Annotated in this window: 25 protein-coding genes, 1 pseudogene and 1 riboswitch; of the genes and pseudogenes, 11 read left to right on the top strand and 15 right to left on the bottom strand. The window is 64.0% G+C overall.

The annotated features are described in order from the left end of the window. Positions 1-118: 118 nt before the first annotated feature. The gene (locus X566_RS12295) at positions 119-859 is read right to left on the bottom strand and encodes a dienelactone hydrolase family protein (protein WP_034466584.1); all 741 of its coding nucleotides are present in this window, start codon (positions 857-859) and stop codon (positions 119-121) included. Between the two features lie 188 nt (positions 860-1,047). Between X566_RS12295 and X566_RS12290 the strand changes: the two genes are divergently transcribed. The 3 genes from X566_RS12290 to X566_RS12280 all read left to right on the top strand — a co-directional run bounded on the left by X566_RS12290 (position 1,048) and on the right by X566_RS12280 (position 3,395). Continuing rightward, the gene (locus X566_RS12290) at positions 1,048-1,323 is read left to right on the top strand and encodes an accessory factor UbiK family protein (protein WP_034466582.1); all 276 of its coding nucleotides are present in this window, start codon (positions 1,048-1,050) and stop codon (positions 1,321-1,323) included. A gap of 279 nt (positions 1,324-1,602) precedes the next feature. Beyond that, complete coding sequence (locus tag X566_RS25305; protein WP_034466581.1) at positions 1,603-2,250, top strand: hypothetical protein; 648 nt, start codon at positions 1,603-1,605, stop codon at positions 2,248-2,250. A gap of 149 nt (positions 2,251-2,399) precedes the next feature. Further along, positions 2,400-3,395 (top strand): ribose-phosphate pyrophosphokinase, encoded by a 996-nt coding sequence (locus tag X566_RS12280; RefSeq protein WP_034466579.1) that lies wholly within the window; start codon positions 2,400-2,402, stop codon positions 3,393-3,395. A 129-nt stretch (positions 3,396-3,524) separates the two neighbouring features. On the opposite strand, the gene X566_RS12275 is transcribed toward X566_RS12280, so the two are convergent. Continuing rightward, positions 3,525-4,043 (bottom strand): 6,7-dimethyl-8-ribityllumazine synthase, encoded by a 519-nt coding sequence (locus tag X566_RS12275; RefSeq protein ID WP_081740238.1) that lies wholly within the window; start codon positions 4,041-4,043, stop codon positions 3,525-3,527. Between the two features lie 93 nt (positions 4,044-4,136). Continuing rightward, a riboswitch (FMN riboswitch) is annotated at positions 4,137-4,306 on the bottom strand. Positions 4,307-4,822: 516 nt separating this feature from the next. Here X566_RS12275 and X566_RS12270 point away from each other — a divergent pair. The 3 genes from X566_RS12270 (at position 4,823) to X566_RS12260 (ending at position 6,904) form a co-directional block, all read left to right on the top strand. Continuing rightward, positions 4,823-5,323, top strand: coding sequence for a YbjN domain-containing protein (locus X566_RS12270; protein ID WP_034466577.1), 501 nt, complete (start codon positions 4,823-4,825; stop codon positions 5,321-5,323). A gap of 127 nt (positions 5,324-5,450) precedes the next feature. Next, positions 5,451-6,284 carry a pyrroline-5-carboxylate reductase gene (gene proC / locus X566_RS12265; RefSeq protein ID WP_034466574.1) on the top strand — a complete coding sequence of 278 codons (834 nt, stop codon included), beginning with the start codon at positions 5,451-5,453 and terminating at the stop codon, positions 6,282-6,284. Between the two features lie 32 nt (positions 6,285-6,316). Beyond that, a complete protein-coding gene (locus X566_RS12260) occupies positions 6,317-6,904 on the top strand; it encodes a DinB family protein (protein ID WP_034466571.1) in 588 nt (195 codons plus the stop codon). Positions 6,905-7,009: 105 nt separating this feature from the next. Here X566_RS12260 and X566_RS12255 read toward each other — a convergent pair whose 3' ends face one another. The 3 genes from X566_RS12255 to X566_RS12245 are packed head-to-tail and all read right to left on the bottom strand — an operon-like array spanning position 7,010 to position 9,697. Further along, positions 7,010-8,398, bottom strand: coding sequence for an ATP-binding protein (locus X566_RS12255; protein WP_034466569.1), 1,389 nt, complete (start codon positions 8,396-8,398; stop codon positions 7,010-7,012). 31 nt (positions 8,399-8,429) lie between these two features. After that, a complete protein-coding gene (locus X566_RS12250; protein WP_034468479.1) occupies positions 8,430-9,137 on the bottom strand; it encodes a response regulator in 708 nt (235 codons plus the stop codon). A gap of 11 nt (positions 9,138-9,148) precedes the next feature. Continuing rightward, on the bottom strand, positions 9,149-9,697 hold the full coding sequence (locus X566_RS12245; RefSeq protein ID WP_034466567.1) for a MarR family winged helix-turn-helix transcriptional regulator: 549 nt from the start codon (positions 9,695-9,697) through the stop codon (positions 9,149-9,151). Positions 9,698-9,957: 260 nt separating this feature from the next. Here X566_RS12245 and X566_RS12240 point away from each other — a divergent pair, with 260 nt between their 5' ends. Together X566_RS12240 and X566_RS12235 are read left to right on the top strand one after the other, a co-directional pair. Next, positions 9,958-11,037: a branched-chain amino acid aminotransferase gene (locus X566_RS12240; RefSeq protein ID WP_034466565.1), complete on the top strand. Its 1,080-nt coding sequence runs from the start codon at positions 9,958-9,960 to the stop codon at positions 11,035-11,037. A gap of 146 nt (positions 11,038-11,183) precedes the next feature. Beyond that, positions 11,184-12,074, top strand: a complete 891-nt coding sequence (locus tag X566_RS12235) for a branched-chain amino acid aminotransferase (protein ID WP_034468477.1) — start codon at positions 11,184-11,186, stop codon at positions 12,072-12,074. A gap of 162 nt (positions 12,075-12,236) precedes the next feature. On the opposite strand, the gene prmB is transcribed toward X566_RS12235, so the two are convergent. The 5 genes from prmB to uvrC form a co-directional block, all read right to left on the bottom strand. After that, positions 12,237-13,352 (bottom strand): 50S ribosomal protein L3 N(5)-glutamine methyltransferase, encoded by a 1,116-nt coding sequence (gene prmB, locus X566_RS12230; RefSeq protein ID WP_152539857.1) that lies wholly within the window; start codon positions 13,350-13,352, stop codon positions 12,237-12,239. After that, positions 13,352-13,819, bottom strand: a complete 468-nt coding sequence (locus X566_RS12225) for a molybdenum cofactor biosynthesis protein MoaE (protein ID WP_034466564.1) — start codon at positions 13,817-13,819, stop codon at positions 13,352-13,354. Before X566_RS12225 ends, prmB begins: the two co-directional genes overlap by 1 nt. An 82-nt stretch (positions 13,820-13,901) precedes the next feature. After that, complete coding sequence (moaD, locus tag X566_RS12220; RefSeq protein WP_034468475.1) at positions 13,902-14,153, bottom strand: molybdopterin converting factor subunit 1; 252 nt, start codon at positions 14,151-14,153, stop codon at positions 13,902-13,904. 2 nt (positions 14,154-14,155) lie between these two features. Further along, entirely contained in the window at positions 14,156-14,764 is a 609-nt protein-coding gene (gene pgsA / locus X566_RS12215; protein ID WP_034466563.1) for a CDP-diacylglycerol--glycerol-3-phosphate 3-phosphatidyltransferase, read from the bottom strand. Between the two features lie 124 nt (positions 14,765-14,888). Continuing rightward, complete coding sequence (gene uvrC, locus X566_RS12210) at positions 14,889-16,943, bottom strand: excinuclease ABC subunit UvrC (protein WP_034466562.1); 2,055 nt, start codon at positions 16,941-16,943, stop codon at positions 14,889-14,891. A gap of 355 nt (positions 16,944-17,298) precedes the next feature. On the opposite strand from uvrC, the gene X566_RS12205 reads away from it, so the two are divergent. After that, positions 17,299-17,925, top strand: coding sequence for an outer membrane protein (locus X566_RS12205; protein ID WP_034466561.1), 627 nt, complete (start codon positions 17,299-17,301; stop codon positions 17,923-17,925). Positions 17,926-17,995: 70 nt separating this feature from the next. Here the strand turns inward: X566_RS12205 and X566_RS12200 are convergent, their stop codons facing one another. The 4 genes and pseudogenes from X566_RS12200 to X566_RS12185 all read right to left on the bottom strand — a co-directional run bounded on the left by X566_RS12200 (position 17,996) and on the right by X566_RS12185 (position 20,717). Next, positions 17,996-18,211, bottom strand: a complete 216-nt coding sequence (locus X566_RS12200; RefSeq protein WP_034466559.1) for a cold-shock protein — start codon at positions 18,209-18,211, stop codon at positions 17,996-17,998. Between the two features lie 275 nt (positions 18,212-18,486). Next, positions 18,487-19,370: pseudogene (locus X566_RS12195) on the bottom strand (23S rRNA (adenine(2030)-N(6))-methyltransferase RlmJ). 83 nt (positions 19,371-19,453) lie between these two features. Continuing rightward, complete coding sequence (locus tag X566_RS12190; RefSeq protein WP_244434788.1) at positions 19,454-20,089, bottom strand: ribonuclease T2; 636 nt, start codon at positions 20,087-20,089, stop codon at positions 19,454-19,456. Positions 20,090-20,258: 169 nt separating this feature from the next. After that, positions 20,259-20,717: a hypothetical protein gene (locus tag X566_RS12185; protein ID WP_034466552.1), complete on the bottom strand. Its 459-nt coding sequence runs from the start codon at positions 20,715-20,717 to the stop codon at positions 20,259-20,261. A 168-nt stretch (positions 20,718-20,885) separates the two neighbouring features. On the opposite strand from X566_RS12185, the gene X566_RS12180 reads away from it, so the two are divergent. Then, on the top strand, positions 20,886-21,185 hold the full coding sequence (locus tag X566_RS12180) for a hypothetical protein (protein WP_051444049.1): 300 nt from the start codon (positions 20,886-20,888) through the stop codon (positions 21,183-21,185). A 211-nt stretch (positions 21,186-21,396) separates the two neighbouring features. Beyond that, positions 21,397-21,864: a DUF3617 family protein gene (locus X566_RS12175; RefSeq protein ID WP_160170467.1), complete on the top strand. Its 468-nt coding sequence runs from the start codon at positions 21,397-21,399 to the stop codon at positions 21,862-21,864. Positions 21,865-22,003: 139 nt separating this feature from the next. Here X566_RS12175 and X566_RS12170 read toward each other — a convergent pair whose 3' ends face one another. After that, positions 22,004-23,224 carry a glycosyltransferase family 87 protein gene (locus tag X566_RS12170; RefSeq protein WP_051444048.1) on the bottom strand — a complete coding sequence of 407 codons (1,221 nt, stop codon included), beginning with the start codon at positions 23,222-23,224 and terminating at the stop codon, positions 22,004-22,006. Positions 23,225-23,374 lie beyond the last annotated feature (150 nt).

Here is a 23,374-nt window from a genome sequence, read left to right as displayed (position 1 = left end):
ATGACGTCGCTTACGTGAAAGGGAACGCGGCGCGCATCGTCACGAATCCCTATGCAGATACATCGTTCGTGCGACAACCGTAACCTCACGTCGCCGCGAGGGGCTGCGCCTTGGCAGGCTATTTCTGCAGCTTGCGCCGATACAGCGACAGCAACCGTTCCCAATGCTGTTCGGCGGCGGCCTTGTTGTAGACGGGCCGCAGCGGGAAGGCGAAACCGTGATCAGCCCCCGCATAGATCTCGACTTCCGCATTCGCCTCGTCGGCGGCAAGCCGTTGCTTCAACGCGGCGATCATCTCCAGCGGCACATAATGATCACGTTCGGCGCAGCCGAAATAGAGCTCGCCTTTGGCCTTGCGGGCCATGATGTGCGGGCTGTCGGGCGCGTCGGTCACGAGCCGTGTGCCATAGATTGATGCGGCGGCGGCCACCCGGTCCGGCCAGCGGGCGGCGGCGTTCACCGCATATTGCCCGCTCATGCAGTAACCGACGCAGCCGATCGGACCCTTGCTCGCGGCGGCCTGACCATCGGCATAGGCCAGCAACGCCTCAGTGTCGTCCATCACCAGCGGGATGGTGAGGCCGTTCATATACTCCTGCATTCGCTTGCGCTCGGGGGCGTCCATCGCCGGCGGAATCGGCCCGAGTTCCATCACACCCGCGCGGTAGTACATGTTCGGCAGCATCACGTAGTATCCGCTCGACGCCAGCCGCCGCGCCATGTCGCGCAGCTCCTCGCGGATCGCCGGCGCATCCATGTAGAACAGGACCACGGGGAACGGCCCGCCCCGGTCGGGATGGACGATGAAGGTGGTTGTCTGGCCATCCTTGGTCGGAATCTCGACGGTCTGTTCGATCATGGGCCGATCCGTTCTTGCTCTTGGTGATTTGGGCCGGTTCAGAGTCGCAAGGTTTCCTTGTCCTGACAAGCGTTTGCCGGTGGCGAGGCTTGAACAAGCGCGCGCGGATTGCCATTGTCTAAGGACGGGCGTTCATGCGAAGCCGGCGCATTGGCTCGCCCGATTGCGCGCCTCAAGGAGATCGAGCGATGACCCAGACCAGCAACCGCTTCTTCGACGAGATCGCGCGGCTCGTGAATGACGCGACTGGCGCGGCGCAGGGCGTCAAGCGCGAGATCGACACCGTGATCAAGCATCAGGCCGAGCGCTTCCTGAACGAGATGGACCTGGTCAAACGCGAAGAGTTCGAAGCGGTGAAGGACATGGCCCGCCTCGCCCGCGAGGAGAACGATGCGCTGAAGGCGCGGATCGCTGCGCTCGAAGCGAAACTCGGCGCCGGGCCGGGTAACGGCTCGCCGATCTGATCATTGCGCCTCTGTCGCAAGGCCACTGCCCATAGGTCATGGTCGGGCATTGCCACCACGCCGCGCCATCGCCATCGAACCGAGCCCATCCGCGGCGGCCGTGATCGTGCCGTCCACGCCACAATGGCTGATCAATCGTTAACGATGGCGGTGGCCCGTTAACACCTCTTACTGGACGTTAAGACCTATTAACGCTATCGGTGCCTGCATGGGCTCTTGGGACGGCGCGTATCGCTTCCGAAGACGCCTGGGTTTCGTTCCTGGCAGGACCACCGATCCATGCGCCGACCGCTCNCCCCCGCCGCTGCCCGTGCAGGCCGTTTGGGTCTGACCGCTGCCGCGCTGCTGGCGATCGCGCTGAGCGCGGGCGGATGCGTCACCGGCGGCGACGGACGGATGAACGCCATGGCCCAGAGCGGCAGCGGTGCGACCCTGGCGTTCGATTCCATCGATGGCCCCCCGCCGCAGGTGTTCGAGCGTTTCGTCGAGGCGCTGAACACGGAGGCTCAGGGTAAGGCCCTGTCGATCGCCTCCCGCCAGGGAGCCTCGACCTATCGGGTGCGTGCCTACCTTGCCGCACAGGTCAACCGCGGCCGCACCGCCATCGCCTGGGTGTTCGACGTCTACGATGCCAACCAGCAGCGCACCCTGCGCCTGTCCGGCGAGGAACCGGCGGGTAAGGCCGGCCGGGACGCCTGGACCGTCGCGGACGCGTCGTTGCTGCGCAAGATCGCCCAGAACGGCATGAACGGCATTGCCGCGCTGATGAATGGAACCCTGCCCGCCGAAGCCGCCCCGCCCGCCCCCGGACCGGCCGCTCCGGCGCCGGCCAGCGGCCCGGCGATTGCCGCTTCGGAGCCCGCGGCCGAGCCCGACATCACGACCGGCGGCAACGAGCGCAGGGCGCTGGCTTTTCGCGCCGAATAGCTCATCCGCGCAGCGCGAATGACCTGAATTTGCGCCGGAAAACGGCCCGCGACATATTGCCAGCAGCGCCTCCTCCTTGATATCACCCTCGCGCAATCACGCAGAAAACCGAGGCACGGCTTGTTCAAGAGCCAATCGAGGCGGCTGTCATGCTGAACAACGCATCCACTGGTTTGCAGGACAAGACGGTGACAACAGCCAAGAATGGCGCCATCAAGCTGGTGGCCGGTAATTCCAATCCGGGCCTTGCCAACGCCATTGCCGCGCATCTGCGGCAGCCGCTGACAAAGGCCGTCGTCCGCCGCTTCGCGGACATGGAAATCTTCGTCGAGATCCAGGAAAACGTCCGCGGGACCGACGTGTTCGTGATCCAGTCGACGTCATATCCGGCGAACGACCACCTGATGGAGCTGCTGATCATCATCGACGCGTTGCGCCGCGCGTCGGCTCGGCGGATCACCGCCGTCATCCCCTACTTCGGCTATGCCCGCCAGGATCGCAAAGTCGGTTCGCGCTCGCCGATCTCGGCCAAGCTGGTCGCCAACCTGATCACCAATGCCGGCGCCGATCGCGTGCTCACGCTCGACCTGCACGCCGGACAGATCCAGGGCTTCTTCGACATCCCGACCGACAACCTCTATGCGTCGCCGGTGATGGTGCGCGACATCAAGGACCGCTTCGACCTCGCCAACCTGATGGTGGTCTCGCCGGACGTCGGCGGCGTGGTCCGCGCCCGCGCGCTGGCCAAGCGCATCAACGCGCCGCTCGCCATCATCGACAAGCGCCGCGAGCGCGCCGGTGAGTCCGAGGTGATGAACGTGATCGGCGACGTGGCCGGCCACACCTGCATCCTGATCGACGACATTGTCGACTCCGGCGGGACGCTGGTGAATGCGGCCGATGCGCTGCTCGCCAACGGTGCCAAGGACGTCTACGCCTACATCAGCCACGGCGTGCTGTCCGGCGGCGCGGTCGCCCGCATCACCGCCTCCAAGCTGAAGGAGCTGGTGATCACCGACTCGATCCAGCCGACCGAGGCCGTACGCGTCGCTCGCAACGTCCGCGTGCTGTCGATCGCGACGCTGATCGGCGAGGCGATCGATCGCACCGCGTCGGAAGAATCGGTCTCCAGCCTGTTCGACTGATCCGACCTGCCTTTCTGAATAGCATCATGGCCCGCGCCGGATGGTGCGGGCCATGATCGTTTGAGGATCGCTTATTTGGCGTCTCGCGTTTTGAGAGACTCTCTCGTTCGAGAGTCTCTCGTCTCGGATTCAAGCTGCCGCGAGTTGCGCCTTGATCTGGCCGACCGTCACCATCGTCGCCCAGCAGGCGTGCGCGGCTTCCGCGCCCTTCACCACGAAGTGCTTGTGGAAGAAGTCCAGATGCGTCTCGTGCTCATGGAAGTGCTGCGGCGTCAGCACCGCGGAGAGCACCGGCACCTCGGTCTCGAGCTGCACGCGCATCAATGCATCGATCACCGCGCCCGCCACGAATTCGTGACGGTAGATGCCGCCATCGACGACGAAGCCGGCAGCGACGATCGCCGTGTAGCGGCCGGTCTTGGCCAGCAGTTTCGCCTGCAGCGGAATCTCGAACGCGCCGGGCACTTCGAACAGATCGATCTGCCGTTCCGGCAGTCCACGCGCCATCATCTCCTTGACGAAGGAGAGCCGGCACTGGTCGACGATATCGCGATGCCAGCAAGACTGGATGAACGCGACCCGCTGCGGAGGCAGCGGCGGGGTTGTGGTTGGCTGAGCAGAGGTTGGATTCGTAAAAGGCTGATTCATGGATTTCCTCGTTGGGACCAGAATCAGGGCATACGGGCCAGCATGCCGGGCCATGGCATGCTCGAAGGCATGACCCATCGCGCGGCGAGTCTATCCCGCTCTCTTCCATCCGGACTATGACCGTCGGCTTCGGAATTTCACCGAATCTGCTGACCCTGCCGGCTCTTTCGTCCGGCCAGGCGCTCGCGGGCTGAGACAGTCCCTGAAAGCTCAGGACTGTCGTTACCGCCGGTGGGGATTTTCACCCCGCCCTGAGAACGTCGCCGCCACCATCGGCGGCACCTGCAACTATGACCGCATCGCGTCCGGCCGACAAGTTCGCGAGTCCTTCGCTTGGCACCGGGCTCTCCGCTCGCAACGCATAGGATGCCCGCCATCATTCTTCGTTTCCCTAAGAGCCGGGTCTCCGTTTCGCCCTGAACCGGCAACCTTGCGCGCACGCTTCGGCCGCAAAATCACCCGCGGGCGAGCCTCAGCTGGCGGCATGATCCGCTCCGGCCGAAGCCATCGCCGATCCGATTCCGTTTTGTTCTCCTCGCGCTATCCACACGCGACCGATGAACTGTGGATGCGGCGACACAATCTCCGGTTTGCCTGTGGAATCGGCAACGGCCCGGTTGCGCGGATTCCGCAAATCACATCACTTGATGCCAGCAAGCTTCGGCCAACGACATTGCGGCCGGCGGCGCACTCCCCAGGTTGCGCCTCACGACACGTCGAGCACGTTCGGGTTTGCAGTGTGCGTACTTCCGTGATTGCAAACATAAGGTCGTGACGGCATGTCCCTGATCGAGTTCATTGGCGATTCCACGCCCAACCCGCTGCAAGTGGTCGAGGATGTCGCTTCGGTCAACGAGTGGGCCTTTGAACGCTCCAGCGACGACGAGATCACGATCCTGGTCAAGGGCCGGTGGACCGACTATCAGGTCTGCTTCACCTGGATGCGCGACATCGAGGCGTTGCATCTTGCCTGCACCTTCGACATGAAGATTCCGGAGGCCCGCCGCGCCGAGGTGCAGAAGCTCGTCGCGCTGATCAATGAGCAGCTCTGGGTCGGCCACTTCGACGTCTGGATGCAGTCGGGCCTGATCATGTTCCGCCAGGCCTTGCCGCTAAACGGCGGCCTGACGGCGACCAGCCTGCAATGCGAGGCGATGCTGGCCGGCGGCGTCGATGCCAGCGAACGCTACTATCCCGCAGTCCAGTTCGTGGTTTGGGCAGGCAAGACCGCGCGCGAGGCGATAGATGCGGCGATGTTCGATACCGAAGGCGAAGCCTGAGAGTTGCGACAAGACGCTCCGCATTTGAGCGGACGCACGCGATGGCCTAGACTTGCCGGCCTGGATTTGACGCATCTTTCATCCCTTGCGGTGACGCCGCCGGGACCATCGCACGACGGGCTATCCCATGGCTGACGACTTCACCACCGCACTGAACCGGATCGACGGCACCATCCTGCTCGCCGGCGCCGGCAAAATGGGCGGAGCGATGCTCACCGGGTGGCTGAATGCCGGCGTCGGGCTCAGCCGGCTGGCCGTAATCGAACTGCACCTGTCCGACGACCTGCGCAAGCTGGCGGCACTCGATCTGCGCATCAACCCGACGGCGGCCGAAACCGGACCGCTCGCCGCGCTCGTGATCGCGGTCAAGCCGCAGACCTTCGACGAGGCGGCCAAGCTTCTGAAGCCGTTCGTCGCACCCTCGACGCTGGTGGTCTCGATCATGGCGGGCATGACCATCGCTCGCCTTGGCGGCGGGGTTGGCGGCACCGTGGTCCGGGCCATGCCCAATACCCCCGCCGCGATCGGCCGCGGCATGACGGTCGCAGTTGCTGCCCCTGGCGTCAGCAACGACCAGCGCGCCTTCGCCAATGCGCTTCTGCGCGCGACCGGTGCGGTGGAATGGGTCAACGACGAAGCGCTGATGGACGCGGTCACCGCCGTTTCCGGTTCGGGCCCCGCCTATATCTTCCTGCTGGCCGAAACGCTTGCCCAGGCCGGGATCGATGCCGGACTGCCTGCCGATCTCGCCGTCAAAATCGCCCGCGAAACCGTCGCGGGCTCGGGCGAATTGCTGCATCAGTCCGATCTCGACGCGGCAACGCTGCGCAAGAACGTCACCTCGCCCGGCGGCACCACCGCGGCCGCCCTCGACGTGCTGATGGGCAAGGAAGGGATGCAACAGTTGATGACGCAGGCGATCGCAGCCGCCACCAGACGATCGAAGGAACTCGCCAAGTAGACGCGACCTCGAACGGAGCAGGAGACGCGAGCATGTCCGACGGCTTTGTTCAGACCTATCGCGCCTTCGCCTACAACAACGCATGGGCCAATCACCGCCTGCTGACGGCCTGTGGCAGACTCAGCCAGCAGCAGTTCGAGGCGGCGCGCACCAGCTTCTTTCCGAGCATCCAGCGCACGCTGAACCACATCTACATCGTCGACCTGTTCTACGTCGACGCGCTGGAAGGCGGCTGGCTCGGGCCGAAGGCGTTTGAAAACGACCTTCCCTGCGCATCCGTGGGCGAGCTCCAGCGCGCGCAGGCCGTCATCGACAATCGCCTGATCGCGGTGTGCAATGCGCTGACGCCGGCGCGGCTTGGCGAGATCGTGCGCGTCAATCGCGGGAGTCGCGTCCAGACCGAACGCTGCGACCGCCTGCTGATGCACCTGTTCCAGCATCAAATCCATCATCGCGGGCAGGCGCATGCCATGCTCGCCGGCACGCCTGTAGAGCCTCCGCAACTCGACGAATTCTTTTCGATCGCCGAAGCGCCGTTGCGGGCCGAAGAATTCGCGCATCTCGGCTGGACCGAAGAGACGGTTTGGGAAGCACACCCCGGACGCGACGCCGGAGCGTGACGGCTCAGAGCGCCAGACGTTCTCTTAGAATCAGATCAGCGCTCTATCTCTTAGTTTTGCGCATCGGCTTGTCCGAAACCGCTTCACACTTTTCCGGGTCATGCTTTAGACCGGCACACGCACGGTCGCGCGCAAGCCGCCGAGCGGACTGTCGCCGAGGAAGATGTCGCCGCCATGTGAGCGGGCGATGTCGCGGGCGATCGCCAGCCCGAGTCCACTACCGCCCTCATCCACGTTGCGCGCCGCGTCGAGCCGCAGGAATGGCTTGAACACCTCCTCGCGCATGTCCTGCGGAATGCCGGGACCATCGTCATCGACCGTGATCGTCAGCCAACGGTGATCGCGATGGCCGCTGATCGCGATCGCATCGGCGTGGCGGGCGGCATTGGAAACGAGGTTGCCGACGCAGCGCTTGAAGGCTGCGGGTTTGACGATCACCACCGGCTGGCCGCTGAAGCTGACGGTGGCGCTGTGGTCCTGCCGTTCGGCCTCGCTGCGCAACTCCTCCAGCAGCGCGGCGATGTGGGTCGGCGCCGCCTGTTCGGCGCTATCACCGCGCGCAAAGGCCAGATAGCCCTTGAGCATGCCGTTCATTTCGTCCACGTCCTTGCGCATCGCCTCGACCTCCGGACTGTCGCCGATCAGCGCCAGCTCCAGCTTGAAGCGGGTGAGGATGGTGCGCAGGTCGTGCGAAACGCCGGCCAGCATCGCCGTGCGCTGTTCGATCGACCGCTCGATACGCGTCTTCATCTCCAGGAACGATTGCGCCGCACGCCGTACCTCGCGTGCCCCGCGCGGACGATAGTCCGGTACCTCACGGCCCTTGCCGAAGCTCTCGGCTGCATCGGCCAGGCGCAGGATCGGCCTGATCTGGTTGCGCAGGAACAACACCGCCACCGTCAACAACACCAATGACGTGCCGATCATCCAGAACAGGAAGATCTCCGAATTCGACGCATAGGCAGCGCTGCGCTGGGCAAAGATCCGCATCACCGTATCGTCGAGCTGGATCCTGATCTCCACCAGCGACGACTTGCCGACCGTGTCGATCCAGAACGGGCGGGCGACGATCTGGCTGAGCCGTACCGAGAGCGACTGATCCAGCAGCGAGAAGAACGGTTTCGGCCCCGGCGCCGGCATGTCCGACACCGGTAGAAAATCGACCACCAGCCCCAGCCGATTCTGCGCGATGCCGCGCAGGATCGCGTGGTCCTTGTCCTGCGGATACATCTTGTAGACGTCAATCAGCGCGGCGATGTCCTGCACCACGGCGGTCGAAAGACGGCGGGTCACCGTATTCCAGTGACGCTCCATGAACACGAAGGCGATCACCGACTGCAGGATCACCATCGGCACGATGATGATCAGCAGCGCGCGGGCATAGAGGCCTTTCGGCATCCAGTCCTTGAAGGCCTGGCCGAGCCTGTCGTTCACATCCGCCACCCGCCGGGAGGCGGTGCGGATCAGCGTCAGTCCGGTGTCGAGCGTGCTCATGATGGACGAGGGTAACCGCTTGCGTCGCGCGTCAGGGCGAGGCGACCAGCCGATAGCCGATCCCGCGCACCGCCTGGATGAACAGCGGATTGGCCGGATCGCGCTCGATCTTGCGCCGTAGCCGGTTGACCTGCACGTCCACCGCGCGTTCGTTGACCGCCGCGCCGCCGGCCAGCGCCAACCGCGGCACCGTCTCGCCCGGCGTCGCGCTGAGGATGCGCAGCATCTCGCGCTCGCGATCGGTCAGCCGCACCACCTCGTCGCCCTGCCGCAGTTCGCCGCGCTCGACGTGGAAGACGTAGGGACCGAAGCTGATCTGGCCCATCGCGGGCGCCGGTGCAGGTGCCGCCCGCTTGAGGATATTGCCGATGCGCAGCACCAGCTCGCGCGGCTCGAACGGCTTGGCCACATAATCGTCGGCGCCGATCTGCAGGCCCTCGATCCGGCTCTCGGCCTCGGTGCGTGCCGTAAGCATGATGATCGGCACGTCGGACGTATCGCGGATCGTGCGCGCGAGATCGAAGCCGCTCTCCCCCGGCATCATCACGTCCAGGATCAGAAGATCGAAATGCAGGCCGGTCAGTTTCGCCCGCGCGTCCTGCGCGCTCATGGCGGTCGTGACGCGATAGCCTTCGCTGGCCAGGAAACGCGACAACAGATCGCGGATGCGGCGATCGTCATCGACCAGCATCAAATGCGGTGCGTCGTCGGCGGGCTCGGTCCGCGCGCGTGTCGCCATGACGGCCTCGATCACCTTGTCTCTCTCCTTGCTGGGCGGTTGCTCTCAAGCACGATCTGCAAAACCTTATCCGGATCGTCGTCGTCGATCATGGCGCGTAAAAACCGCCGAACTGTGTCGGCGCCCGCAGCATCCAGCCCCTTCAGAGCCGCCTTGATGCGATCGGTCTGCAGCCCGGCGAGCTTCGCCACCAGCGCTTCGCCCTTGGCCGTGGCGTACAGCAAGCGCTGCCGCTTGTCGCTCTCGCCCGCCTTCTGGACGATGTAATCCTCATCGATGAGTTGCTTCAGCACGCGCCCGAGCGACTGCTTGGTGATCCGCAGCACATCGAGCAGATCGGCCACCTTCAGACCGGGATAGCGATACACGAAATGGATCACCCGGTGGTGCGCGCGGCCGAAACCGAACTCCGCCAGCACGTCGTCCGGATCACCGACGAAATCTCGATAGGCATAGAACAGCAGCTCGATGATGTCCCAGGCCGGCTCGCCGGACCTGTCACCGGCGGCAGCACCGGCGTCCCGATCTGGGGATTGAGCTTTTAAATTTATGTCAGCCATGTTGACATAATTTCGATTGAGTGTTACAAAAAATGAGACTTGGGCGAAATTTTCGTTCGCGCCACGGAATCGGAAAGGGTCTGATCCCGGAGCTCTGACGAAGCCCGTTTGTGAGATGGTCACCGCTGCGATTGTCGGTCGGCATTTCGCGAAACATACTGGGAATAGGTTTTCGACGCAAAACGGACTGCAGGCCAACAAGGCGCGGTCCGCAAGCCGGGAGGAAGGCAATGCTGGCCCCCACAGCAGAAGGCAAGGGAATGAGCTTGAAATTCGACATCCAGCCCACAGCGAATCCAACCTCCGAGCAGGAGCGGACCGCAAGGCTCGTGGATCCGGGCTTCGGCCGGATTTTCACCGATCACATGGCGCTGGTTCGCTACAGCCAGGAGAAGGGCTGGCACGGCGCGCGGGTCGAATCCCGTGCCAATTTCCCGCTCGATCCGGCCACCGCCGTCCTGCACTATGCGCAAGAGATTTTCGAAGGGCTCAAGGCCTATAAGCGCGACGACGGTGGCGTGAACCTGTTCCGTCCCGACGCCAATGCGCGGCGCTTCCGCGACTCGGCCGAACGCATGGCGATGGCGCTGTTGCCGGAGCCGGTGTTCATCGAGGCGGTCGAGCAGCTCGTGCGCATCGACCGCGCCTGGATTCCCGGCGGCGAAGGCAGTCTCTATCTGCGGCCGTTCATGATCGCCAGCGAGGTCTTCCTCGGCGTGAAACCTGCCGCCGATTACATCTTCGCCGTCATCGCCTCTCCGGTCGGCTCCTATTTCAAGGGTGGCCCCGCACCAGTGTCGATCTGGGTGTCGGAGAATTACACGCGTGCTGCGATCGGCGGCACCGGCGCGGTCAAGTGCGGCGGCAACTACGCCGCGAGCCTGCGCGCACAGGCCGAAGCGATCGACCACGGCTGCGATCAGGTGGTCTTCCTCGATGCGGTCGAGCGCCGCTACATCGAGGAACTCGGCGGCATGAACATCTTCTTCGTGTTCGAGGACGGTTCGCTCTCGACGCCGCCGCTCGGCACGATCCTGCCGGGCATCACCCGCGATTCGATCATCGCGCTAGCGAAGGAATCCGGAACGCCCGTGCGCGAGGAGGCCTACACCATCGAGCAGTGGCGCGCTGACGCCGCCAGTGGCAAGCTGAAGGAAGCCTTCGCTTGCGGCACCGCAGCGGTGATCTCGCCGATCGGCAAGGTGTGCTCGACGAGCGGCGACTTCGTCATCAATGGCGGCGCCGCCGGCCCGGTCGCGATGGGACTGCGCAAGAAGCTCGTCGACATCCAGTACGGTCGCGCGGCCGACACGCACGACTGGATCAGAAAGGTCTTGTGACCGGCGGCGAAATCCGCCGTCTCCGCAACGATCACACGCGTTTCTTCGATCCGAGCACGGGGCCCTACGCCCCGCGCGCTGACGCGTCATGCCTGCTGACGCGCGCTGACGACACGATCGCTTTCTTCACCCGGGAGGTGCATGCCATGGGCGTGTCATTCGACAAAATCGACGGGTTTATCTGGTTCGACAGCAAACTCGTTCCGTGGGCCGAAGCCAACGTCCACGTCCTCACCCACGGCCTGCATTACGCAAGCTGCGTGTTCGAGGGCGAGCGCGCCTATGGCGGCACCATCTTCAAGAGCCGCGAGCATTCCGAACGGCTGAAGCGTTCGGCGCAGATTCTGGATTTCGAGATCCCCTACTCCACCGCCGATATCGACGCCGCCAAACAGCAAGTGCTCGATAGAAACGGCTTGCCCGATGCCTATGTACGCGCATTCGCCTGGCGCGGCTCGGAGATGATGGGCGTGTCGGGGGCGGCCAACACCATCCACCTGGCGATCGCCTGCTGGACCTGGCCGAGCTATTTCGATCCGACCGAACGGCTGCAGGGCATCCGCATCGATCTTGCCGCCTACCGGCGTCCTGACCCGCGCACGATCCCGGCGCTGGCGAAAGCCTCCGGCCTGTACATGATCTGCACGATCTCCAAACATGCCGCCGAGCGCAAAGGCTATGCGGAAGCGCTGATGCTCGACTGGGAGGGACGCATCGCCGAATGCACCAGCGCCAACGTCTTCTTCGTCAGGGACGGCACGATCCATACGCCGATCGCCGATTGCTTCCTTGACGGTATCACCCGGCAGACGGTGATCGACCTTGCCAGGCGACGCGGCATCGCGGTGATCGAGCGGCGGATCATGCCGGACGAGCTCAGCGGCTTCTCCGAATGCTTCATCACCGGCAGCGCCGCCGAAGTGACACCTGTGTCCGAGATTGCGCAGTGGCGATTCACGCCGGGCGCGCTCTCGAAGCAATTGATGGACGACTACAGCACTGAAGTGCGGGCCAAAGGCAAGCGGGTCGCGGCGTAAGGTCGACGCGTTCATCGTTCATCAGAGGCGACGCTCGTGTCCTGTTTTCCTGCCTGTCATTGCCAGGCTTGAACCCGGCAACCCGGCTGCTGCCGCGCGGATGTGCGGCTCAAGCCCTCGCCTGATGGAGACGTCGAGGACGGGCAGCATATTGCTCGTCATCTACAGAGCGCGGGCTTCCAGCCAGAACACCTCGCCTTCGGACTCTTCGGTGTCGAGCCAGAGGAATGGCGTCGCGGGATAGGCCGCCTCCAATGCCGGCCGGCAGCGGCCGATCTCGCAGAGCAATCCGCCATCCGCAGCGAGATGCGCCTTTGCGCCGGCGAGAATGATGCGCACGAGATCGATGCCGTCATCGCCGCCTGCAAACGCCATTTCCGGTTCGAACCGGCATTCCGGCGGCAACGAGGCCATACCCTCGGCATCGACATAGGGCGGATTGGAAATGATCAGGTCGTAGCGCTTGCCGGCCAGGGGCGCGAACAGGTCGCCCTGGTACAAGGTGATGCGATCGGAAAGCGCGTGATCGTCCACATTGCGCTTTGCGACCGCCAGTGCATCAGCCGAGAGATCGACCGCATCGACGGTGGCGTTGGGGAATGCATGCGCTGCGAGGACCGCAAGACATCCGGAGCCCGTGCACAGGTCCAGCACCCGCATCACGCGGGCCGGATCACGCAGCGAAAACAGCGAATCGTCGCCGAAATGCGCATCGAGAATTTCGCCGATGAACGAGCGCGGCACGATGGTCCGCTCATCGACATGAAACGGCAGCCCGCGCATGTAGATCCGGTTGAGCAGGTAAGCCGCGGGCTTGCGCGTCACGATCCGCTGATCGACGAGGGCAAGAATTTTCGCGCCATCCGCCTTGCTCACGCGTTGACGTGCGGCGGGCTCGACATCGTCCGGATGCAGACGCAGCGTTTCGCCGACCAGGAACGCCGCTTCCGCAACCGGGTCCGTCGTGCCGTGCGCGAACACGACGCCGGCTTTGCTTAGACGATCCGCCGCGAGACGAACGTAGTCGAAGATCGTCGACAGCTTAGGTCTCGCCGCCTTCGTTGTCGTATTTGCTTTGGCTTTGGCCTGCTGCTTTGCCTTCCCCGCAACATGGGTCTTGCCGCGCCTTCCCGATCGTTGCGGCGCAGACGTGCTCGTGCGCTTTGATGCAGAGGTCATGCGGTCGACGGCTTTCTTGCGGCGCGCCTTGGGACCTGCTGCCCGCTTGATGCCGACCGCACGCTTCTTCTTGGCCTTGTTCGTGACCTGCTTCGCCATCAGGATGTCGTCCAGCGCGCCGCAGCCGCGTCGTCTTCGCTGCGCGCCTCGACCCAGCTTGCACCGGAGGCCCGCTCTTCGCTTTTCCAGAATGGCGCCGCAGTCTTGAGGTAGTCCATCAGGAATTGCGCGGCCTCGAACGCAGCCGCCCGATGCGCCGAGGTGGTCAGCACCATCATGATATTTTCGCCCGGCGTCAGCCGGCCGAAGCGATGGATCACTGTCACGCCTGTCAGTGGCCAACGCGCGAGCGCCTCGTTGACATGGCGGGCGATCTCTTCTTCGGCCATGCCCGGATAGTGCTCCAACGTCAACGCCGTGATCGCATCCTCACCCTCGCCGCTACGGCAAACGCCGATGAAGTTCACCACCGCGCCAATGTCATGACGACCGCGGGTGAGTGCGGCGATTTCCGCCGCGACATCGAAATTGCCCGGTTGCAGACGGATGGTGACGGGAACGGTCATACGTCTCCTCCGACCAGCATGATCGGATTTCGAAAGCTGGCTTCCACTTGCGTGAGCGCGGCCGTTTCGGTCGGGATCATGCTCAGCCGCCCGTCATCGGCGGAAAGAAGGCGATCTCACGTGCATGGCGGATGGCCGTGTCGTGCTTGGCATGCACGCGATCGATCGCGGCACGGATGATCTTGGGCTTCTCGAACGCATAGGCGTATTCCTCACCGCGTCCGCTCAGCCAGGCGATCAGGTCGGCCACCGTCACCACCGACGCGGGCGGCTCGACCGTCTCATCGGCCTTGCCGATGCGTTCGCGCACCCAGGCGAAGTAGAGAATTTTCACCATCACTCCGACATGATGTGATGCACGCCCGCGCGGAAATAATCGTAACCGGTGTAGAGCGTGACGATCGCCGAAATCCAAAGCAGCGTAATGCCGATCTGCGAGGTCCACGGCAGAACCAGATCCCCCGCCTCACCTGCGATCAGGAAACCGATCGCGACGAGCTGCACCGTGGTTTTCCACTTCGCAAGCTTGGTCACCGGTACGCTGACCCGCAGCGCGGCTAGATACTCGCGCAGACCGGACACGAGAATTTCCCGGCACAGGATGATGATCGCGGCCCACAGCGTCCAGCCGCGAATGGTCTCGTCCATGGCCAGCATCAGCAGGCAGGACGCCACCAGGAGCTTGTCGGCGATCGGATCCAGCATGCGGCCGAAGGCGGACTGCTGGCCGAGCACCCGCGCGTAATATCCATCGAGGAAATCGGTCACGCCCGCGGCGATGAAGATCGCCAGCGCCACCCAGCGCAGCCACAGTGGCCCGCCGAGCACCGCCTGCGCGAACAGGCAGGCGACCACGACCGGAACCGCCACGATCCGCGAATAGGTCAGCAGATTGGGCAGCGCCAGCGATTGGTCGACCGGCTGTCGGGTTAGCGTATCCTTCATCTGCCCTACCAATACGTCCGCGTCCTCGCGGTCAATATTCCGACTGTCTAGCACGGCTCGTTCTCCAGGACGAAGACCGGTGCCCCGTCCGTCCTCAGCAGTCCACCTCCAGCCCGGTCAGGGCTCAGCCGGCCCGGGCATGGAAAAATTCATAGATCCGGCGCGCGCTTTCGGCGCTGATTCCCGGAACTTTCGCAAGATCGGCCATCGAGGCACGCTCGATCGCCTTCAGGGTTCCGAAATGGTGCAACAAAGCACGCTTGCGTGACGGCCCAATGCCAGCGATTTCCTGCAGACCCGCCTCACGCAGACCCTTTTGCCGCAATTTGCGGTGCGATCCGATCACGAAGCGGTGTGCTTCGTCGCGCAACCGCTGGATAAAGTAAAGAACCGGGTCGCGCGGCTCCAGTTTCAACGGCGGCCGGTCCGGAATGAAAATCGTCTCCTTGCCCGCGTCGCGGTCCGGTCCCTTGGCGACCGCAATCAGCGAGACATCGCTCAAGCCGAGCGCGGTGAACGTCGCGCGGGCGGCATTGAGCTGGCCAAGACCGCCGTCGATCACGACCAGATCCGGCCATTGCGGTGTATCAGCAGCGGCTTCCACCTCTTCCGCCGGCTCGTCGGGCGAATCCTGCGCGCGCGGTGCCCCGTTGAGCAGCCGCTTGAAACGACGTTCCAGCACCTCGCGCATCATCGCGTAGTCGTCGCCGGGGGTCAGCGCCTCGGAACGAATGTTGAACTTGCGATACTGGTTCTTGGCGAAACCCTCGGCCCCGGCGACGATCATCGCTCCCACCGCGTTGGTGCCTTGGATGTGGCTGTTGTCGTAGACCTCGATCCGGCGCGGCACGCGGGGCAGACCGAGCACCGTAGCCAGTCCCTGCAGCAGCTTCATCTGCGAGGAACTGTCGGCAAGCTTGCGGCCAAGCGCCTCGCGCGCATTGGCGAGCGCGTGATTGACGAGATCGCGCTTCTCGCCACGCTTGGGAACGCTGACCTCGACCTTCACACCGGCCTTGGCGGTCAGCGCTTCGGCCAACAGCCCGCGCTCCTCGATCTCGTGCGACAGCAGCACCAGCCGTGGCGGTGGCTTGTCCTCGTAGAATTGCGCCAGGAACGAGCCCAAGACCTCTTCCGGGGAGAAACTGCGATCGGCCCGCGGGAAATAGGCGCGGTTGCCCCAGTTCTGGCCGGTCCGGAAGAAGAACACCTCGACGCAGGAATAGCCGCCCTCCTGATGGATCGCGAACACGTCCGCCTCTTCCAGCGTGTGCGGATTGATGCCCTGCTGGGCCTGCACCGCGGAGAGCGCCGCCAGACGATCGCGATAGAGCGCGGCGCGTTCGAATTCGAGCGCCGCCGAGGCCTGCTCCATTTCGCGTGCGAGCAGTTCCTTCACCGCCCGGCTTCGTCCGGACAGAAAATCCTTGGCCTCGCGCACCAGTTCGGAATAGCCCGCGAAATCGATCTCGCGCGTGCATGGACCCGCGCAGCGCTTGATTTGATAGAGCAGGCAGGGCCGCGTGCGGCTTTCGAAGAACGCATCCGTGCAGGAGCGCACCAGAAACGCGCGCTGTAGCGCGGTGATGGTGCGGCCGACCGCGCCGGCCGACGCGAACGGACCGAAGTAGCTGCCCGGGCGCGTCTGCGCGCCACGATGCTTGAGGATCTGCGGCGCCCAGTGGTCGCCGGTGATCAGGATGTAAGGGAACGATTTGTCGTCGCGCAGCTGCACATTGAAGCGCGGGCGCAGCTGCTTGATCAGGTTCGCTTCCAGAAGCAGCGCTTCGGTCTCGGTCGCGGTGGAGACGATCTCGACGCTGGCGGTCGCAGCGATCATCCGCGCGATCCTGATCGCGTTGCCGGTCGGTCTCGCATAGGACGCGAGCCGCTTGCGCACGCTCTTGGCTTTGCCGACGTAGAGCACCTCGCCGGCCGCGTTCAGCATCCGATAGACGCCGGCCGACGCGGGCGCGAGCTTCACCGCACGCGCAATCGCCGCGCGGCCAAGCGCCAGAGTTCCCTCCACCGGAGCCTCGCCCGCATCCTCCGCTTCCGGCAGGCGCGCCTCATCGTCGTCCTCGACGGTTGCGGTCGCCGGATCGATATCATTCGCCGACGGGTCCCGCGCCGCGGGGTCACGGTGGGGCGTTTTCGGATCGTCAGGTTCTTCAGCCATGTCCCACAGCTAAGCGTGCATATGTCGCGCAGCCAGCATCGCTTCGCGTCTCAATCGCGACATTTTTATCGAAAACAACCCCGGCTCGCCCGTCTTTCTTTGCGTCATCCAGCGGACAAACGCGGACGTGAAACCATCATTCCGGACCGGACGCTGCGGGAGCTAGCAAGACTCTTTTAACAACGAATCCGCGGGCTCGCGCCGGCTTAAGGTCTGTTTAACTTAAAACTCTCGATAAATTTTAGGCATGAGAGCAACGAATCCGAGGGGTGGGAGGATTCGGTGCAACCCCCGCACGTTCCGGCGCGTCAAACCCGCGAGCTTCGGACGGCGGGGACGTTCAGGAGTTGTTGGGATGCGTATGAAGTTTGTCGCCGCGATTGCAGTCGCTCTGATTGGCATCGCCTCGTCCGCGCAGGCCGCGGATTATGGTTACGGGTATGGCCGCCAGCCCTACACGGTGCCGCAGCCGCTCGGCACCTATAGCTGGGCCGGCCCCTATATCGGCGCCAACATCGGCTATCAGTGGGGTGAGGTCTCCAACAGCGGCGTTGAGCCGGACGGCCTGAACGGCGGCATCCAGGGCGGCTACAATTGGCAATCCGGTCAATTCGTGTTCGGCCTCGAAGCCGACTTCCAGGCGAGCGGAGCGCGCGATCGCTTCGCTGCGTGGAAGTTCTCGAACCCTTGGTTCGGCACGCTGCGCGGTCGCGCAGGCTTTGCCATGAACAACATCCTGATCTACGGCACCGGCGGTCTCGCCTTCGGCAATGTGCGCGCGGAAGTGCTGAACTACTCGGAATCGCAATGGGCCGCCGGCTGGACGCTGGGCGCCGGCGCCGAGGTTGGCCTCACACAGAACTGGACCGCGAAGGTCGAGTATCTTTACGTCAGCCTGAACGACAATCACTACGCGCTGACGCCGCTGCCGAACGGTTATCAATTCAGCGTGCTGCGGCTCGGCGTCAACTACAAGTTCTGACGCCGGCAACCAGCGCTGATCATTTATCCCGGGCCTCGCGCCCGGGATTGTTCGTTAAGCGCGGCCGAGCCTAAGACGATACGACAAGATTGACGGCCTTGGGCCCTTTGCCCTTCTTGTCGGGCTCGACTTCGAAAGTGATCCGCTGGCCTTCGTTCAATCCCTTCAGTCCCGCACGTTCGACTGCCGTGATGTGCACGAACACATCGCGACCGCCATCGTCCGGCTTGATGAATCCGTAGCCGCGCTCGCCGTTGAAAAACTTGACTGTCCCCGTCATTGCCATCGGGAAACTCCCCCGTCATGCTTCGCTGTCACGCCCCCGCGTCACAGCCCGACCGGACATTCACTCCCGGAAAGCATCGGCAACCGGGGCGGCTCCTCACGGCGAACCCATCCCAATTCGCCAGAGCACGCCCAAGGCCTTGTCACTCCGCCGCGATCATTTGCGAAAGCGGAACGTAAAGCCAGCCATTCGTCGTGAAATCATAATACGGTTCCAGCGAACGGGCCATGGGCAGCCTCATTTTTTTGCGCTGTGGCCGGCAGCCAATCGCACAGCTAGGAATTGTGGTTACCGATCCAGAAACGGCCTCTGCCGCCTTGGCCGAGCACGTCCACCAGCGCGGGTGCTACGATCGTCATGTCCCGAGCCAGGGTCCAGGGTGGATTGACCACCGCTAGTCCGGCCGCGTGCAGACCCGCCTTCGCTGGCCCCCCGCCACCGGTCTCGAACTCGATCGTCAGCACGCGCTCGGCGAGCACGGCGCGTGAGGGCTGCCCCAGCGCCTTGGCAACTGCCGCGGTAACCCGTTCACCAAACCGCGCCACCGCCCTCCGATCCTTAATCGGATACCAAAGCAGGTAGCTGCCCGTAGACCATTTGGCCATCGCCGCCTCGACGCCAGCCGCAAGGCGATCGAACTCGTCCGGGCGCTCGAACGGCGGATCGATCAGCACCACCCCGCGGCGTTCCTGCGGCGGCACATAGGCCGGCAACGCAGTCCAGCCGTCGATCGCTACCACCCGCGCCTGGCGGTCCCGGCGCAGCGCGGCCACCAGCTGCCGGTGCGCGCCCGGCTCGAGCTCGCACACGACCATCCGGTCCTGCGGCCGCAGCAACGCCCGCGCCACCAGCGGCGACCCGGGATAGGCGACGAGCCCATCCGCAGGGTTGTGGGCGCGCACGATGTCCAGATACGGCTTGATCAACGCCATCACCGGCGCCTCGAACGAGGCCTGCAGCAGCCTGCCGATCCCGGCCTGCCATTCGCCGCCGCGCTGGGCTTCGGCGCCGGTGAGATCGTAACGGCCGGCGCCGGCGTGGGTGTCGATCAAACGGAACGCCGCAGGTTTATCCTGCAGATGGATCAATATCCGCTCAGCACGATGTGCTTGATGACATCGGCAAAATTGCCGGCATGGAAGGCGTGGCGATAGTTCATCCGGATATCGAAAACAAAAGCGACCGTCGCCTGACTGTAGCAACGATCGCCTCATTTGCTGATTGGTATGGCAGGCTTACCCGTCAGCCGCCGCGCACCGGCGGCATCAAGACCTTCTCGCGCCGACAGGCTCTCCGATCCACCTCCTCGCAGGCGCGGAACTGCAGGTCCTTGTTCATGCAGATGCGCACCTCGCTGAGGCGGCGGGTGTCGCAGACGACCGAAATCGCCGCGGCGCTAAGCCCGGGGTTCGCCTTGATGAAGGCATCCTCGATCTCATCCGGCGCCACCATCTTCGGCTCCGCCACCTCAAAGAACTGTTCGGGGATCTTGATCCCGGCGCGAGCCTTGCGGATGGCCTCGAAATACGCGCGCGGCTGCAGCCCGGAGCAGGTGCCGTGCTTGTCCCACTCGTTGAAGATCAAGCCCGGTGCGGGCATCAGGTCCAGCATCGCCGAGACGATGCGCCGGTCCAGGCGCGGTGCGGGGCGCTGGCAGTAGTTCGGAAAGCCGCGCTCGTATTGCGGCCACAGGCCATGCACCACGAACGAATAGGGCCTGCCGCCGCATTGAATCTGCTGCGACTTGCCGAGCGAGCCGCGCTCATGCGCGGCTTCGCAATAGGACGGCGACCAGGACAGCGCGAGCACATAGAAATCGAACTCGCCCGGTGCATTCTGCCGCCGATCCTGAGCACCGGCTGCTGTCGCAACCGCCATCGCCAGCAAAACGCCCGCCAAGCAAGCGATCCGCCCTCTCCACGCCGACACCAACATCAAACACCCCCCGTTCACACCGATAAGCCGGAGTGAACGTTAGCCATCGTTAGATGAACATTACCAGAACAAAAACCGGCTGCGGTCACCCGCCGCACGTCTCATGGACGTCTCAGGGACGCGCCATTCGGCAGCCGGGGCTATAGGCCCAGTTGCGATCGAGCCCGACCACGCAGAATTCGACCCCCGACCCGAAGGCGGCGAAACCGCCGTCCTCGATCACCGAGAAATTCACCCTGCGAACGCGGCCGTCCGAAATTGCCGCCTGGGCGGTGCAATAACGGCGCGGGATGGTCGCCGAGGTCCAAGGCTGGAGCGCGATTTCGCGAACCATGGTGAAGCCGGTGATCTGCAGAGCTGAATTCCAGTACTTGCCTTCCTTCTGCGCAAACTGGCGGGCGACTTTGCCCAGCGCGGCTTCGCAAGGCGGCACGTTGCCGTCGTAACGCGGCCCCTCGAGCCAGAAGTTCTTTTCGAGATCGCTCGCCGCCTTCGCAGCGCCGCCTGCAGCAAGGATGGCCGCTGCAACCAGCGCGAGAAAAAGCACGAGGAAGGGAGTTTGGCGCGACATGGTGGATCCACCGATTCAGGCTGCTGGGCGGACGGTGCCGCCGCCCGGCTTCCGGGTCAAGTGCAGCGCGGCAACAGTTGCCCGCAACCGGGGTAAATTCGTCTCGGCGTGCTTTTCCCTCCCTGCTCACCGTTTTAAACTCCGACAGAATCGCAAGAGGAGCTCTCCATGCAGGCGCAACGGCATGCTTTCACCTTGTCAGTTCTCGCAGCCGTCGGCCTGCTGGCGCTGCAGATGACGGCGGCCCAGGCCTACGAGGTGCCTCCGTTCAAGGGCAATGACACCGGCGGCATCATCGCCTGGCCGCTCGCGAAGCAGATCAATCCGCGCCTTCTCGCCGCCGACCATTGCGCCCAGTACGGAAAGGTGCAGCGGCGGCTCGCAACGCAGCGCACCTATGGCGGTTACGTGTCGTTCGCCTGTGTCTGGCCGCGCCGCGTCCGCACGGTTCACGTGCATCGCTACTGAGCCGATCGCGACATCCTTGCTTCGCTCCGCAGTGCGAGAGAATGCAGCGGAACCATCGCGGCGCAGCACGCATAATCCATACTCTTGCGCCAGCGTGCGCGAAGGCATCTAATCGTCGGCGATGGATGTCGCCGGCTGAGGGATGCTGATGATGCGAACGGGTGTAGCTGCGGCGCTTGCCGTTACATCGCTTCTTTGCAGCGTTGGCAGCGTGTGCGCAGTCGAACTCCCGACTCGCAAGCCCGGACTGTGGGAGATCAAGATCAAGCTGACCGGCGGCGTGATGCCGACAGCGAAGATGTTTCACTGCACCGACGAAAAGACCGACCGCGAGATGAGCACGATGTTCAATCCGATGCGGCCGGTCGCCTGCGAGAAGCGCGACGTCGAGAAAGCCACCAGCGGCTACACCATCGATTCGATCTGCCGCTTCGAAGGCAAGTACATCACCATGCATTCCGATGTGACGGGCGATTTCACATCCAAATACACGGTGGTCACCGAGACCAAGACCAGCGACGATGAGAGCAGCCCGCCCAGCATCACCAATCTGACGCTGGAAGCCTCCTACCTTGGCGCCTGCAAACCTGACCAGAAGCCTGGTGATGTCACGATGGCCGGCGGCATGACCGTCAACATCAAGGATCTGGAAAAATTCGAACGCCTGCTGAGGCGCTGACGGCGGCCGATCTGCATGATCGCACATCATTGAACTGCAGCGGCACACGCGCAATTGGCCGAAATCATCTCGCTGAGACGAGCCACGACGCCGAGGATGACGGTTCGCTCCTCAACGCTACCGCACGCTCCATCACACTCTAAGCAGGCAGTGACGGCGCAACGTTCAACGGCGGCGCATCCCGACGCAGGAGACCGCTGCGAGCGAGCGTGATCGCCGCGATGATCACCGCCGCTCCGAACCCGGTCGGGCCGCCCACCAGCACGAAGATGCAAAGCAGGAAGAAGGCGAGCGCCAGCAGCGCCCACTCATACGGCTTGAAGCCTGTCCGTAATCCGTCGCGGACCAGGAACGCCACTGCGACCGCGAGCACCATCATATCGTAAAGGAACAGATAGGGCGTCGCCAGCACCACGCCGGTCGCAAGCCCCGCCGCCTTGATCGCGTAGCGTACGCGGCTGCGCCATAGCACGACAACAGTGACGACCACCGCTGCCATCAGCACGAACTGGCAAGCCCAGGCGAGCCGCTCGCTGCCGCCGATGAAGCGGATCGTCGCGAACAGGCTTTGCAGCTTGTCCCAACCGGCCCGACCTTCGGACAGGAACGCCTGCTCGGTTTGCGACAGCCCGTGGAAAAAGCCGATCCAGCTGTCGGTGCCGAAGGCAACCCAGGACAGCACAGCCAACAGCAGCGCAACCACACTGGCGGAGAAAAACGTGCGCCATTGCTGGGTGGCGATCAGTATGATCGGAAACAGGATGCCGTACTGCGGCTTGTAGGTGAGCAGCCCCAAAAAGACGCCGGCGAGGATCGGCCGCGTCGGCAGGAACAGCAGCGTGCCGCCGATCAGCGCCGCGGTGACGAAGCCGTTCTGACTGACCATCGCGTTAGCGAACACCACCGGAAACGACAACGCCAGCAGCCAGCCGACCGGCCGGCCGACGATCCCTCGCATCACCCCCGCATAGGGAATGAAGCTCGCCACGGCATAGAACGGATAGGAGAAGGCGTAAGGCAGGTAGGCGAGCCCGGTCGCGATGAACAGATAGGGTGGCGGATAATGCCAGCCGAGGTTGCCCGGATAGCCCTGCCCGAGAGTGGCGACCTGCACCTGTTTGTGCAGCGTCCAGTCGTAGACCAGCGCAGCATGCCCATCCATCACCATTCGCCCCGCGGACCAGACGGTGACGAAGTCGCTTGGGTGGCCAAGTCCTTCGGATGTGAAAATGTAGCCGCCCGCGAGATACGCGACGGGGAAATACACGACATGCAGCACGGCCAACGCGAAACAGACCTTCAGCGCCAGTTCCGGAATCTGCCGGTCGTTGGCGATGGTGGCGGACGGCGTCGAGGACATGTTGCGGGCTCTGCTGGCTGGCGGCGCGATCGGCGGCAGCTTGCAGGCGTCCTCGTTGCGGAACCCTTAAGTCTGGCGCGGACTCAGGACCGCATCGGCGGCTTACCGCATCGGAACACACAAAAACGCCTGCCGCGAGGCAGGCGTTTC

The sequence above is a fragment of the Afipia sp. P52-10 genome (genome assembly GCF_000516555.1).
Classification (GTDB): domain Bacteria; phylum Pseudomonadota; class Alphaproteobacteria; order Rhizobiales; family Xanthobacteraceae; genus P52-10.
This window is presented reverse-complemented; position numbering and strand designations above follow the sequence as displayed.